Source organism: Halomonas salinarum, assembly GCF_012062845.1.
GTDB lineage: Bacteria > Pseudomonadota > Gammaproteobacteria > Pseudomonadales > Halomonadaceae > Onishia > Onishia salinarum.
Map to the genome: position 1 here is coordinate 1 of NZ_WWNB01000011.1, position 14,548 is coordinate 14,548.

Below are 14,548 nucleotides of genomic sequence, written 5' to 3' on the forward strand. Positions count from 1 at the left end.
CAAACTCTTCAGTTTAAAATCATACGGTCTTGCCTTCCCGAAGGAAGAAGTAGACCAAACTTGGCTCAAGGTTCAAACGTCTCAAAAAATCAGCCGATATGGCTTCTTTTGACGAGTCGCTTGCCTTGAAGTATCGGTGACTGATCACCCCTTCATCGACAAGCGCCCACATGAATTATCTGATCGATTGTTAAAGAGCAGCTCCGGGCTCTATAAAGAGTGGAGCATCCCGCATCTGCCTGGCCGTTCGGCCGGCGCCCTGCGAGGAAGGCGTATTCTACTGAATCGACAGTAAATGTCAACCCTTGCTGTTAGCGCTTGCCGTTGATGACCGGGCAAGCCAGCGGCGAGTTGGACGCCGATCGAGTGGAGGAGCATTTTACCGTTTCCGGCTGCTTTGTCAATGCTGATCGATTCAAGCGAACCGAAAAACCTTAACGAAAACAAGTGCTTCCAACACCCTACACCGCTTCCGACGTTTGCTCGTCGGCGGCAGCGGATGCGTACTCTACGGACTATCGCGGAGCTACGCAAGGACTTTCACTTCACCCACTCATATAAAAAAACTAGCGCCTAACATGCTGCCCTTCGGGTAGCGATGAACACCTTCGGGACTACCCCTCATGACCGACCTGAAGACCAGGACGAGCAAGAGAGAAAGACCAGCTCGACGTGTGGTTAAACAAGACAGCCCATCTTATGGCACCGCGCTGCTGGCTCGATCGAGCAACGACAGAATCGACCGGTAGGGAATGCCGCCATGCTGACTCAGCCCGATCTCGCAGGTCCGTGAGTTGGAGTAACCAACCCGGCAGCCGGCGACCTGCTCGGCCAGACCATCGAGGGCCGAGGCGTTGAGCTCAGGCGTGGTGAAGCCTTTATCGCCAGCAAAGCCGCAACAGGTGATCTCGGCGGGCACCACCACTTCACGGGCACAGGCCCTGGCCAGCGCCACGAATTTGTCGGCGAGCCCCATGCGAGTGCTTGAGCAGGTCACGTGAAGCGCCACAGATTCGTCGACCGGCGTCAGCGCAAGACGAGGCAGCAGGTGATCATGGGCAAAGGCCACCGGCTCCTGAAGCATAAGGCGCTCATCCAGCGTCTCCTGCATGCGCAAGGTACAGGGACTAGTATCAGAGAGCACCGGATAGCGCCCGTTCTGACTCGCCGCCAGCAGTTCACGATTAAGCTCCCGCGCCTTGTGGTCGGCCTCGGCGTACTGCCCCTTGGACTGGAAGGCCATCCCACAGCACAGATGGCCGGAAATCGCCGGAATGACCACCTCGAAGCCGGCCTTTTCCAACAGCGCCAGGGTCAACTCCATATCCGATCGCGACTCGGGATCATGATGACCGGCGCCAAACACTCGGGTTGCACAAGAAGGCAGGTAGACCACCTTGTCGCGCGCACCCTTACGGTGGCCGTCATCCTTGCCGCTCCCCCTACTATTGCCAGCCGATGAAAACGCCTTCAGCACTTTCACCGGCGCCGCCTTGGGCGTGGTCGGCGACCACTGCGGAAGCCTGCCGCCGCTTCCCTGATGGAGTGCACGCCCGACCTTTTCGGTACCGCGATCACCGAGTACCGCATGACCAAGGCTTGCCACATTGAGGGCACCACGGGCCAGCCGAGTGGTGCCTGAAAAATGCCGCCCTAGCCGATGCGCCATGGCCGCCTGCCCGGTGTTGCGCTCATGGCGCAGATCGCGCACCAGGTCACCGGTATTGATCCCCACCGGGCACTGAGTTGCACAGAGACCGTCTGCGGCACAGGTCTCGATACCCTGATAGGCATAGTCCTGGCAGAGCCGCTTGAGCCGCTCACTCTCTTCCGCACTTGCTCCCTCGGACTGACTATCACCCAGAGCCTCGAGGCGCGCGATCTCGCGACGCACCACGATGCGCTGACGAGGCGTCAGGGTCAGGTTCTTCGACGGACAGACCGATTCACAGAAGCCGCACTCGATGCACTTGTCGATCACCGGAGCGGCGGCGGGCAGCGGCTTCAAATTCTCGAGGTGCAGCGTCTTGTTACGACTGAGGATTACCTCAGGATTGAGCAGGTTATCGGGATCAAAAAGCGCCTTGATTTGCCACATCAGCGCATAGGCGTCGGCGCCCCACTCAAGCTCGACATAAGGCGCCATGTTACGCCCGGTACCGTGCTCGGCCTTCAACGACCCGCCGTACTCGACGCCGACCAGCTGCGCCACCTCGTCCATGAGCGCCTGATAGCGCTCGACCTCGCCGTCGCGCTCGAAGCCCTGCGGGAAGACGAAGTGCAGATTACCCTCCAGCGCATGCCCGAAGAGGATAACGTCCTGATAACCATGGCGATGAAAGGTCTCGGTGAGCGCCAGCACCCCCTCGTCGAGTCGCTCGATGGGGAAGGCCACGTCCTCGATGACCACGGTCGTGCCGGTTTCGCGCACGGCACCCACCGCCGGGAAAAGCCCCTTGCGAATCTTCCAGTAGAGGGCGTACTGATTGGCATCACGCGTAAAAGACAGCGGCTCCAGGCAGCGAATGCCCTCCAGGGCCTCGTGCACACGGACCTCCCGAGCCTCGATCATGGCCGCATCGTCGCCGCGCACGTCGATCAAAAGCGCCGCCGCGCCTTCGGGCAAGGTTCTCAGCACCTCGGGCATACCCGGCTGATCCTGCACCGAACGCAGCGCGGCCCGGTCCATCAGCTCCACGGCCGAGACCGGCGTCTGCTTGAGGGCGATAGTCGCCCGGCAGGTCGTTGCCATGTCGGGAAAGAAGGCCAACGCCGCGGCCTTGATCGGCTCATCGGGCACAGTCTCGTAGGTGATACTGCTGATGAACCCGAGCGTGCCCTCCGAACCGATCATCAGATGGGTGAGGATGTCGAGGCCATCGCGGAAGTCCACCAGACTGTTAAGGGCGTAGCCGGTGGTGTTCTTGAGCCGATATTTGTGGCGAATGCGTTTGGCCAATTCCACATCGGTGCGGGTATTGACGGAAAGCCGCTCCAAGCCGTCGATCAGCGACGCATGGCTCCGGCGAAACGCCGCCACGCTATCGGGGTCGGCGGTATCGAGTACCGCGCCGTCAGCCAGCACCAGGCGTATGTCGCGCAGGGTGCGGTAGCTGTTCTGGGCAGTACCGCAACACATTCCCGAGGCGTTATTGGCCGCGATGCCGCCGATCATGCAGCTATTGATGGAGGCCGGATCAGGACCGATCTTGCGCCCGTAAGGTGCCAGCAACTGATTGGCCCGGGCGCCGATGACCCCAGGTTGAAGACGAATCGCCCGCCCCTCGTCGAGGACCTGGTAGTCACGCCAGCCCTGATTGAGCTGAATCAGCACCGAATCGGTCAATGCCTGGCCGGAAAGCGAGGTACCCGCCGCCCGAAAGGTCACCGGCAGCCGCCGCGCATGACATTCACGCAACACCTCGACCAGCTCCCGCTCATCAAGTGGGCGCACCACTATTTGCGGTATCAGCCGATAGAAGCTGGCATCGCTGCCATAGGCGAGAAGGCGCAAGGGGTCGTGGATCAAGCGTTCGGCAGGCAGTACATCGCGCAGCGCCTCACGCAGCTCTCGATAGGGTGCTTTCATTTACTTAGCTCCGTAGCCAAGACCCGACGCCAGCGAATCCGCGCCAAGATCGGCAATGCTATGTGCACCGGTAAGTGTCATCGCAACTCGCATCTCCTTGTCGAACAACTCAAGCAGATGGGTCACGCCCGCCTCACCGGCCGTGGCCAGAGCATAGATGAAAGCACGTCCCAGCAGGACGGTATCGGCACCCGAAGCGATCATGCGCACGACATCGAGACCATTACGCACTCCTGAATCAGCCAAAATGGCAATATCGCCTTTCACCGCATCGGCAATGGCCGGCAAGGCACGCGCGGTCGAGGGAACCCCATCGAGCTGACGCCCGCCATGGTTGGATACCACAATACCGTCGGCACCGAAGCGCACCGCTTCACGGGCATCCTCGGCGTCGAGAATCCCCTTGATGATCATCGGGCCATCCCAGAACTCGCGAATCCACTCCAGATCCTTCCAGGAGATAGAGGGATCGAAATTATCGCCAAGCCAGGCGATGTAGTCCTCAAGCTCCGTTGGATGCCCTCGATAATCCGATACGTTACCCAAGTCATGAGGACGGCCATGCAGGCCTACATCCCATGCCCAGCGTGGATGTGTCACGGCCTGTGCCATTCGCCGGATCGCGCCATGCTTGCCACTCATGCCGGAGTGAGCATCACGATAGCGCGCGCCCGGCACCGGCATATCAACCGTAAAGACCAGTGTCTTGACGCCGGCCGCCTTGGCACGCTCCAGGACATGCTTCATGAAGCCCCGGTCCTTCAACACATAGAGCTGGAACCAGATAGGCCGATCGATGGCCGAGGCCACCTCGCCGATGGGGCATACCGATACCGTCGACAGCGTGAAGGGAATGCCCTTGCTGGCAGCAGCCCGCGCCGCCTGGACCTCGCCACGCCGCGCATACATGCCGGTCAATCCCACGGGAGCCAGAGCGATCGGCATGGACATGGGTTCGCCAAAGAGCTCGGTTTCCAGCGACAGGCTGGACATATCCTTGAGCACACGCTGACGCAGCCCGATTTCAGCAAGGTCTTCGACGTTATGTCGCAGCGTGTGCTCGGTATAGGAGCCACCGTCCGCGTAGTGGAACAAAAAAGGCGGAAGGCGGCGCTTGGCAGCTTGGCGATAGTCCGTGGAAGCGGAAATGATCATGGCGAGCCCTGTACAATGGAGGCACTATCTATCGGAATGGATAACATTTGGCCTGGAGACGTCAGGCGTAAGGATGCCTGCCTGGCGGAGCACGCCATCCGTACCCGGTTATGCTAGCCGCCGACCAAGGCTGGCGTGACCAGACAGCACTAGCGCAATATCACGGCCTCTCTATTGGCAAGCCCCGACCCTGCCGATTTATCACTAGCATTGATCACATGGGTAATTGGTAAAACCAATTTACAGATAGCGTGGAGCGAACTCTAGAAGCGCCTAGCTAGCGGTGTCAAACCCTAGCCTCGCCCTACCGCTTATACTTTGGTATCGACCGTCAAAAGCGGATCATAACTTATTGAAAACCCACGACTCCCGGGCAAAGACCCAACTTGTCAGGAAAGGGCCTCTTGGCCTATTATTGGTCTTACCAATTTAACTTAACTTTAAAGATGGTGTGCCCATGGCCTATCAGACCGTCCGCCAACCGCGCATCGCCGATGTGATCACCGAGCGCCTCGAGGCCATGATCATAGAAGGCAGCCTCAATCCCGGCCAGCGGCTGCCACCCGAACGCGAACTCGCCGAGCGTTTCGGCGTCTCGCGCCCCTCGCTGCGCGAGGCGATTCAGAAGCTCGCCGCCCGCGGCCTGCTGAATAGTCGCCAAGGGGGCGGCACCTTCGTTACCGAAGAGCTCAACAACCGCTACAAGGATCCACTCCTTGAGATGCTGTCGCGCCACGACGAGTTCCACCTCGATTTGCTGGAGTTCCGCGATGCCATGGAAGGCCTCTCGGCCTATTATGCCGCGCTACGCTCGACTCCGGCCGACAAGGAACTACTGTTGCGCCGCTTCGAGGAGCTCAAGACAAGCTTCGAGGGCCGAGACCCGGAGCTTGAGGCCAAGGCCGATGCTGCCTTCCATCTGGCGATTGCCGAATCAGCCCATAATGTCCTGATCCTGCACACCATCCGTGGCGTCTTCGACATGCTGGAGAAGAGCATCGTCAAAAATCTCGCCCACCTGTTCGAGAAGCCGGACTCGCGTCCGCTGTTGATGGAGCAGCACCGTGCTCTGCTTGATGCCATCCTCGAGGGTCGTGCCGAAGACGCAAGGCTCAGGGCTCATGAACACCTGGTGTTCGTCGAGGAGGGGCTGCTCGAGGTCGAGCGTGCCGAAACACGGGCTCAGCGCGCCCTGCGCCGGGCCCAGGCCATTCCCGAGCGAGCCCCATGAGCCAGCGGCCAGCCGCCTGCGCCACCTCGAGCGTCGCCCACTCGACACGCCTATCGCGACCCTGGCGTCTGACGCTGCTATTGCTGATTACCGCTGGCCTGGTGCTTGTCACCTGGCAGGCGGCGAGCCTGGCCCGGGAACAGGCACTTTCCAATCTCACCGACGAGGCACATAACGAGCTGCGCCTCTCGGCAGCAGGTCTGAACGGTCATCTGTCCCGCCACGACTACCTGGCCGAAATGCTGGCCTCTCGAGAAGTGGTGCAGCGCTTCCTGGCCACCCCCGACCAACAGGAGGCGATGCCGGTTAATCGCCTTCTGGACAAGATGCGTGAGACCGCCGATGTCTCGGACATTTACCTGCTCGACCGACAGGGCAACACGCTGGCCGCCAGCAACTGGCGGCGAGACGATACCTTCATCGGCCAGAACTACGCCTTTCGTGACTACTACAAGGATGCCGTCGACGGGCGCCTAGGGCGCTTCCATGGTCTTGGCACCAGTTCGCGAGCTCGCGGCTATTACTTCTCGGCGCCGATCTGGCTTGCCAATCACGAGGCACAGACAGCGGATGGCGTGATCGTCGTCAAACTCCTGCTCGATGAAGTGGAAGCCGCCTGGGCATCGCAAAGCGCCGAGCTGATGGTCACCGACAGGGACGGCATCATCTTCATGGCCAGCCGGGACGAGCTGCGTCTGCATGCCCTGCAACCCCTCTCCCAGGAGAAACGCCAGGCACTGCGTGATTCGAGGCGCTACGCCGAGGCGCCGCTCCCCCCGGCTGGCCTCGATATTCTCGAGCGTCGGCCACAAGGCGGTCAGGTCGTGAGCTTCAAGGAAGGAACGCTTGCCGGCACGCCCTACCTGCGGCTGCGCCGCGAGATGCCCGAATTCGACTGGCAGATGCACATCCTGAAACCGCTGACACCGGTACTGACAGCCCAATGGCAAGCCGCCCTGCTGGCCGGCGGGCTCTACGGCATGGTGGCCATGGCCGGTGGTTACGGCTGGCAGCGCCGTCGGCTGCGTCGTGAGCGGGAGCAGTTCGCCGACCGCGAGCGACGCACGCTTGCCAGAGCCCGTGACGAGCTGGAGCGCAACGTCGAACATCGTACCCGCGACCTAGTCGACACCAACCGTCGGCTTTCCGATGAGATAGAGGAGCGCCGCCGCGCCGAGCAGAGCCTGCGCCAGACCCGCGATGAGCTGATACAGGCCGCCAAGCTTGCGGTCCTTGGTCAGCTGGCCGCCGGCATCAATCACGAACTCAATCAGCCTCTGGCAGCCGTGCGGGCCTACGCCGAAAACGCCCGTCGCTTTCTCGAGCAGGGACGCACCGAGACGACCGACGCCAACCTGGCGCAGATCGTCGAGCTGACCGAGCGAATGGCCGAGATCAGCGCTCAGCTCAAGGAATTCTCGCGCCCCAGCGGCGACACCCTGACCGCCGTCTCGGTACCGGCCTGCTTCGGCTATGCGCTGCGTCTCTATCAGGCCCGCCTCAAAGAGGCCGGCGTCGAGGTGATCTACGACTGGCCCGAGACAGAGACCTGGGTGCGCGCCGACCTGGTGCGTCTCGAGCAGGTGCTGGTCAACCTGATCGGCAATGCCCTGCAGGCCATGAGCGAGACCCCGTCGCAGCAACTGAGGCTTATTATCGAGCCGCTCGATAGTACGGTGCGCCTGAGCGTCGCCGACAACGGCCCGGGCATCAAGGAAGCGCTTCTTAGCCGGGTCTTCGAGCCCTTCTTTACCACCAAGTCACCGGGCAGCGGCCTGGGCCTGGGCCTATCGATTTCCTCGCGTATCATTGATGATCTGGGTGGACATCTGACGGCCGGCAATCAGCCTCAGGGCGGTGCCATCTTCACCGTCACCCTGCCCGCCGATACCACACCACGACGTGATACTTCCCCCCTTCAGGAGCCTTCATCTCATGCCTGATACGGCGACCCCGGTGCTGATCATCGACGACGAAGCGCACCTGCGCATCACCGCCGGCCAGACCCTCGAGCTCGCCGGCTATACGCCAGAAGCCTTCGACAGCGCAGAGGCGGCCCTCGCCGCCCTGGCGCCAGACTTCCCCGGCGTCATCGTCAGCGATATCCGCATGCCCGGCATGGATGGCATGACACTGCTGCGCGAGGTGCGAAGCCGTGACCCTGACCTGCCGGTGATCCTGGTCACCGGTCACGGCGATATCTCAACCGCCGTGGAAGCCATGCGCGAAGGTGCCTGGGATTTCCTCGAGAAACCCTTCGCCGGCGACCGGCTGGTGGAAATGGTACGGCGCGGAATAGAAAAGCGCCGGCTGAGCCTCGAGAACCGACGCCTCAAGGCCGAGCTGGATGCTCAGCAATCGGCCCCTGGCCCGCGCCTGGTGGGGCGCACCCAGGCCATGCAGCACCTGGCCTCGATGATCCAGCGCATCAGCCAGGTCGAGACAGACGTGCTGCTTTACGGCGAGACCGGCGTCGGCAAGGACCTGGTGGCTCGCTCGCTGCACGAGCGCAGCAGCCGCGGCGGTCAGCCCTTCGTCGCCATCAACTGCGGCGCGATTCCCGAGAGCATCATCGAATCCGAGCTGTTCGGCCACGAGAAGGGCGCCTTCACCGGCGCCATGGAGCGCCGTATCGGCAAGTTCGAGCACGCCAACGACGGCACGGTATTCCTCGACGAGATCGAATCGATGCCACTGGCGCTGCAGGTCAAGCTGCTGAGAGTGCTGCAGGAGCGGTTCGTCGAGCGCCTGGGGGCCAACGAACCGGTACCGCTCAACATCCGCGTGATCGCCGCCACCAAGGCCGACCTTAAAGCCGCCGCAGAGGCTGGCCGCTTCCGCGAGGACCTCTACTACCGGCTCAACGTGGTCACTCTGCCCATACCGTCATTGCGCGAGCGCCGCGAGGACATTCCGCTGTTGTTCCAGCACTTTGCGGTGGTCGCCGCCAACCGCAGCGGCCTCGAGGCCCCACCGCTCGCTGCTACCGATACCTCGGTGCTGCTGGCTCACGACTGGCCGGGCAACGTGCGGGAACTCAGAAACCTGGCCGAGCGCTTCGTGCTGCTTGGTGCTGCCTACGACTACCGGCTGGATGCGCTACTCGAAGGCGCCGAGGTAGGCGCCAGCGAACTGGCCCTGCCCCAACAGGTGGAGTTATTCGAGAAGAGCCTGATCAGCCAGTCGCTGGCGAGCCACCGCGGACGCATTCATGATATCTGCGTGCACTTGGGCCTGCCCCGCAAGACCCTATACGACAAGCTCAAGAAATACGCCCTGAAACCCGAGGACTATCGCCAGGCCGCCCACGATTAGCCCAACGCCCGCTCGGGCTGGTCGCGCCGGAGTGTGGCGACGCAGAGCACGGCGCAGTGCGTATCGCCAGCTTGGCTTGCTGCTATCAGCGTAAAAACCAGGTGCCATGATGAAGGATGCCCATCAGCACCGGCCAGGGAGGCAGCCAGGGCGATAGCCCGGCGGCCAACAGCAGCATCATCACCGAGTTGCCGGGCTCGCGCAGGTCGCAGAGCTTGAGCGCCGTGCCAAAGGAGCGCTTGAGCCGTCCGCCCATCAGGTCGACGCTGTACAACTCGTCGAGCAGCAGGTGGATCACGCTGCCCAGCCACAGCGCCAGCCCCTGTAACCAGGCGATCTCGGCATCCTGTCCGAACAGCCGGTAGCTCAGCGCCGTGGTGATCAGCGCGCATAGGCCACTGGCCAGTAGCGAGTGCCAGATCCCCCGGTGCACGGTGAAGCGTTTGAAGACCGCCCCCGCCAGGTAGCGCACGCCCAGATAGAGGCCACCACACGCCACCACCAGCTGTCCCGGGGAAAGGCGAGCCTGCAACATCAGGACACCGACGATCACCGCAAATACAGCGAAGAGATTGAAGATCAGGCGGATCGCCTTGGAATGATCGGAGTCGATATCCGGCAGGATGCCGCCAAAGGTCACCAGGGCAGCCAGCGGTGCGGCCTCGGTCATGCTCCACCAGCCGGCCTGCCAGCCACTGATGGCCGCCAGAGCGCCACCGGCGGCGGCCACGCTGATGTGAGTTGAAAAATTGGCCATGCCCGGGACTCAACCACTGGATAGAAAACCAGATTATCGCCCGCCTTGGCATGAAAAAACAACGACTTGGCTTTACCCGATGCCCAGAAACCGGGCCTAGCCCAGCGCTTCACTCAAATAGTCGTCCTTCAGCTTGACGTAATTGCCCGCGGTATAGCGAAAGAAGGCACGCTCGCTATCCTTGAGCGGGCGCAGCGCCTTGGCCGGGCTGCCGCCATAGACGTGGCCGCTCTCCAGGCGCTTGCCCGGCGTGACCAAGGCACCGGCGGCGATGATCACTTCATCCTCGACCACGGTGCCGTCCATGACGGTCGCGCCCATGCCCACCAGAATCCGGTTGCCGAGCGTGCAACCATGCAGGATCGCCTTGTGGCCGATGGTCACGTCCTCGCCGATGGTCAGCGGATGACCACCAGGATTGAAGTCGCTGGCATGGGTGATGTGCAGCACGCTGCCATCCTGAACGCTGGTGCGCGCGCCGATACGGATGCGATGCATGTCGCCACGTACCACCGCCATCGGCCAGACCGAGCAATCATCCCCCAACTCCACGTCACCCAGCACCACACAGGCCGGGTCGATATACACCCGCTCGCCAAGCTGCGGGGTATGGCCCTTATGCGTTCTCAGACCGTCTTGCATGTGCCTTTCCTCCTTTGTCTCTGGCTCGAGCGGCGGGCCACACCCGCCACTGACGTCACCTGAACCACTCGATGCTCCCATCCTAGCGGGACTTGCCGCCTCGTCGCTATCAGCGCCCCTGACACGCTGAAGGAGGCGCGCCCAAGGCTGATACACGAGGCGGGCAACGGGCTAGATGGCCTAGATCAACCCTGACGCCAGCACTACCACCACCAGCGGGATCGACACATAACGCACCAGCGCCTGCCACAGACGAAAGCCATTGGGCCCGGCATCCAGCGCTCGCAGGGCGGTGTCGCGGGGCATCACCCAGGCGGCGAAGATGGCGATCAAGAGTCCGCCCACCGGCAGGAAGAGGTCGGTGGGCACGGTGGTGACCAGATCGAAGAAGTTCATGTCACCGATCCAGTCGACATCCTTCATGGTCGAGAAGGACAGCACCGACAGCAGACCCACGACCCATACCGCCACGCCAATGATCGCCGCGGCCTGGCCGCGCTTCAGCCCCAACCCCTGCAGGCCAGCCACCATCGGCTCGGCGAGGTTGATCGAGGACGTCCAGGTGGCCAGCAACAACAACAGGAAGAAGATCGAGAGCCAGATCGAGCCACCAGGCAGCTCGGCGAAGGCGATCGGCAGCGTCACGAACATAAGCCCTGGGCCCTCCCCCGGGTCCATGCCCTGAGAAAACACCACCGAGAAGATGGCGATGCCGGCAAGCAATGCCACCAGCACATCGAGCACCGCCACCGCGGCGGCGGCCCTCGGCAGGCTCTGGTGATCGGGCATGTAGGCGCCATAGGCCATCAACGCACAGGCACCCACCGCCAGGGTAAAGAAGGCGTGGCCCATGGCATTGAGCACCACTTCGACGGTGATGGCGGCGGGGTTGGGCGTGAACAGCCAGGCAAGTGCCGGGACGAAACCATCGGTGGTAGCCGCATAGCCCGCCAGCACGATCAACAGCAGATAAAGCATCGGCATCAGCAGGTTATTGAGCTTCTCCAGGCCATCGGAGACGCCACCTGCCACCACTGTCATGGTCAGCAGCATGAACAGCGTGTGGTTGAAGGTCATGCGCAATGGGTCGGCGAGAAAGGCATCGAACATACCGCCGACCTCGGGGGGTGTCATGCCGACAAACTCACCGCTGAGCGATTCGACCAGGTACTCGATCGACCACCCTGACACCACCGAGTAGAAAGACAGAATCAAGAACACCGTCAGTGCGCCGAACAGCCCAAGCCAACGCCAATGCGGCGAGCGGCCGGCAGACATCGCCAGATGCGCCAGCGACTGAGAAGGACTACGCCGTCCGGCACGACCGACCAGGATCTCGGCCATCATCACCGGCAACCCCAACAGCAGCACGAAGGCCACGTAGAGCAACAGGAAGGCGGAGCCGCCGTTCTCGCCGGTCATATAAGGGAAGCGCCAGATATTACCCAGGCCCACCGCCGCACCTGTCACCGCGAGGATGAAGGCACGCCGAGTCGTCCAGCGTTCCAGTGTCTCGTTCATCGAATCAATTCCTTAAGCTGCGCGCATCGCAAGGGACCAAGAAGCCGCAAGCCTAGCAGGCCCGCCACGGTGGGCCAATCGAGCCTGCCAAAGCCGCGGCCGCCATGACGCCTTGCCGTCGCATTGAAACCTCTGGCGGTCGCCTCCATCTAAGGCAACAATCACGTCAAATTGACGCTCAGGCGTCACCCGGACTTCACCCGGGCGTCTGCGACCGCGACGCCCCTTCCCACGAGGCTGCCCATGACCCGCCACTCGCAGACCCACAACCCGCTGCTCGAGACACACTCCCTGCCGCCCTTCGACGAGATCGAGCCCGAACACGTGGTGCCGGCCATCGAGACCTTGCTCGCCGAAAACCGTGCCGCCATCGAGGAGCTAGTCGCTCACACCGAGCACGAGACGCCGACCTGGGAGAGCCTCGCCGCACCGCTGGAGGCCCTCAATGACCGCCTTTCGCAGGCCTGGTCGCCGGTCTCGCACCTCAACGGCACCATGAATTCTCAGGCCCTGCGCGAGGCCTATCAGGCCTGTATTGGCAAGTTGTCCGAGTACAGCACCTGGCTTGGCCAGCATGCAGGCCTGTTCCGCGCCTTTCAGGCACTCCGCCAGTCACCGGCCTTCGGTGATCTCAGCGAGGCCCAGCAGCGCAGCATCGACAACACCCTGCGCGACTTCCGCCTGGCCGGGGTCGACCTGCCCGAGGCCCAGAAGCGCCGCTATGGCGAGATCCAGGCGCGACTCTCCGAGCTTGCCAACACCTATTCCAACCAGCTACTGGACGCCACCCAGGCCTGGCACAAGGACGTTGTCGACGAAGACGTCCTGGCCGGTCTGCCGCAAAGCGCGCTGGACACGCTCAAGGCCAACGCCGAGGCCAAGGGTATCGAGGGCTATCGCATCACCCTGGACTTTCCGAGCTTCTTCCCGGTGATGACCCATGCCCAAGATCGTAGCCTGCGCGAAGAGGTCTACACCGCCTTTGTCACCCGCGCCTCCGATGTGGGCCCCAATGCCTCCGAGTTCGACAACGCCCCGGTGATGGAGGAGACCCTGGCGCTGCGCCATGAGCTTGCCGAGCTGCTGGGTTTCGCCACCTATGCCGACTATTCGCTGGCCACCAAGATGGCCAATGGCCCGACTCAGGTGATCGGCTTCCTCGAGGATCTGGCCGAGCGCGCCGTACCCCAGGCCCGCGAAGAATATGAAGAGCTCGAGGCCTTCGCCAGCGAGTCGCTTGCCATGAACGAGCTGGCGCCCTGGGACGTGGGCTATGTCAGCGAGAAGCTGCGCGAGACCCGTTACGCCATCTCCGATGAGCAGCTACGCCCCTACTTCCCGGCTTCCCAGGTGGTGGATGGCCTGTTCAAGGTGGTCGAGCGGCTCTACAACGTGCGCTTCGAGGAAGACGAGCAAGCCCCGCGCTACCATCAGGACGTGCGCTACTTCAATATCCTCGAGAACGACGAACCGATCGCCGGCTTCTATCTGGACCTTTACGCCCGTGAAGGCAAGCGCGGCGGCGCCTGGATGGATGAATGCCGGGTACGGCGCCAGACCGACCAAGGCGTGCAGCTACCAGTGGCCTACCTGACCTGCAACTTCACGCGCCCGGTCGGCGACAAGCCCGCGCTCTTGACCCATGACGAGGTCACCACCCTCTTCCACGAGTTCGGCCACGGCCTGCACCACATGCTGACCCGCCAGGTCGTCGCCGACATCTCCGGCATCAACGGCGTGGCCTGGGATGCGGTAGAGCTGCCCAGCCAGTTCATGGAAAACTTCTGCTGGGAGCGTGAGGGACTCGACCTGATCGCCGGCCACGTCGACACGGGCGAGCCGCTGCCCGAAGAACTGTTCGACAAGCTCATCGCCGCCAAGAACTTTCAGTCGGCGATGGGCATGGTACGCCAGATCGAATTCTCGCTGTTCGACTTCCGCCTGCATCATGAGCTCAAGGCGCCCAGCGCCGCCGACATTCAGGCGCTGCTCGACGATGTGCGCGACCAGGTCGCGGTGGTACCAAGGGCCTCCTTCAATCGCTTCCAGAATAGCTTCGGCCACATCTTCGCCGGTGGCTACGCCGCGGGCTACTACAGTTACAAGTGGGCCGAGGTATTGTCCGCCGATGCCTGGAGTGCCTTCGAGGAAGCCGGTATCTTCGATCCAGACACCGGGCGGCGCTTTCGCACCGAGATCCTCGAGCAAGGTGGCTCCAAGGATGCCGCCGTGCTGTTCGAGGCCTTTCGTGGTCGCGAACCCAGCATCGAACCGCTGCTTCGCCATTGCGGCATTCGCGCCGCCTGAGGCGTCGAACGACAAGCGCCTGAATCAACGA

Annotated in this window: 9 protein-coding genes; 4 read left to right on the plus strand and 5 right to left on the minus strand. The window is 62.5% G+C overall.

The window, feature by feature from the left end; genetic code table 11:
• Window positions 1–697 precede the first annotated feature (697 nt).
• Both HF027_RS09205 and lldD read right to left on the minus strand, forming a co-directional pair.
• The gene (locus HF027_RS09205; protein WP_168014976.1) at window positions 698–3,589 is read right to left on the minus strand and encodes an FAD-binding and (Fe-S)-binding domain-containing protein; all 2,892 of its coding nucleotides are present in this window, start codon (window positions 3,587–3,589) and stop codon (window positions 698–700) included.
• On the minus strand, window positions 3,590–4,744 hold the full coding sequence (gene lldD / locus HF027_RS09210; protein ID WP_168014978.1) for an FMN-dependent L-lactate dehydrogenase LldD: 1,155 nt from the start codon (window positions 4,742–4,744) through the stop codon (window positions 3,590–3,592).
• A gap of 457 nt (window positions 4,745–5,201) precedes the next feature.
• Between lldD and HF027_RS09215 the strand changes: the two genes are divergently transcribed.
• Genes HF027_RS09215 through HF027_RS09225 form a run of 3 tightly spaced genes read left to right on the plus strand, consistent with a single transcriptional unit; the run spans window position 5,202 to window position 9,290 of the window.
• A complete protein-coding gene (locus tag HF027_RS09215) occupies window positions 5,202–5,975 on the plus strand; it encodes a GntR family transcriptional regulator (RefSeq protein ID WP_168014980.1) in 774 nt (257 codons plus the stop codon).
• Window positions 5,972–7,918 carry a sensor histidine kinase gene (locus tag HF027_RS09220; RefSeq protein WP_168014982.1) on the plus strand — a complete coding sequence of 649 codons (1,947 nt, stop codon included), beginning with the start codon at window positions 5,972–5,974 and terminating at the stop codon, window positions 7,916–7,918. Before HF027_RS09215 ends, HF027_RS09220 begins: the two co-directional genes overlap by 4 nt.
• On the plus strand, window positions 7,911–9,290 hold the full coding sequence (locus HF027_RS09225) for a sigma-54-dependent transcriptional regulator (protein WP_168014984.1): 1,380 nt from the start codon (window positions 7,911–7,913) through the stop codon (window positions 9,288–9,290). The genes HF027_RS09220 and HF027_RS09225 overlap by 8 nt, the downstream gene beginning before the upstream one ends.
• An 85-nt stretch (window positions 9,291–9,375) precedes the next feature.
• Here the strand turns inward: HF027_RS09225 and HF027_RS09230 are convergent, their stop codons facing one another.
• The 3 genes from HF027_RS09230 to HF027_RS09240 form a co-directional block, all read right to left on the minus strand.
• Entirely contained in the window at window positions 9,376–10,047 is a 672-nt protein-coding gene (locus tag HF027_RS09230) for a metal-dependent hydrolase (protein WP_168014986.1), read from the minus strand.
• A gap of 96 nt (window positions 10,048–10,143) precedes the next feature.
• Complete coding sequence (locus tag HF027_RS09235) at window positions 10,144–10,689, minus strand: gamma carbonic anhydrase family protein (RefSeq protein ID WP_168014988.1); 546 nt, start codon at window positions 10,687–10,689, stop codon at window positions 10,144–10,146.
• A gap of 180 nt (window positions 10,690–10,869) precedes the next feature.
• Window positions 10,870–12,210, minus strand: a complete 1,341-nt coding sequence (locus HF027_RS09240; RefSeq protein ID WP_168014990.1) for a sodium-dependent transporter — start codon at window positions 12,208–12,210, stop codon at window positions 10,870–10,872.
• A 243-nt stretch (window positions 12,211–12,453) separates the two neighbouring features.
• Here HF027_RS09240 and prlC point away from each other — a divergent pair, with 243 nt between their 5' ends.
• Complete coding sequence (gene prlC / locus HF027_RS09245) at window positions 12,454–14,517, plus strand: oligopeptidase A (protein WP_168014992.1); 2,064 nt, start codon at window positions 12,454–12,456, stop codon at window positions 14,515–14,517.
• The last annotated feature ends 31 nt before the right edge of the window (window positions 14,518–14,548 follow it).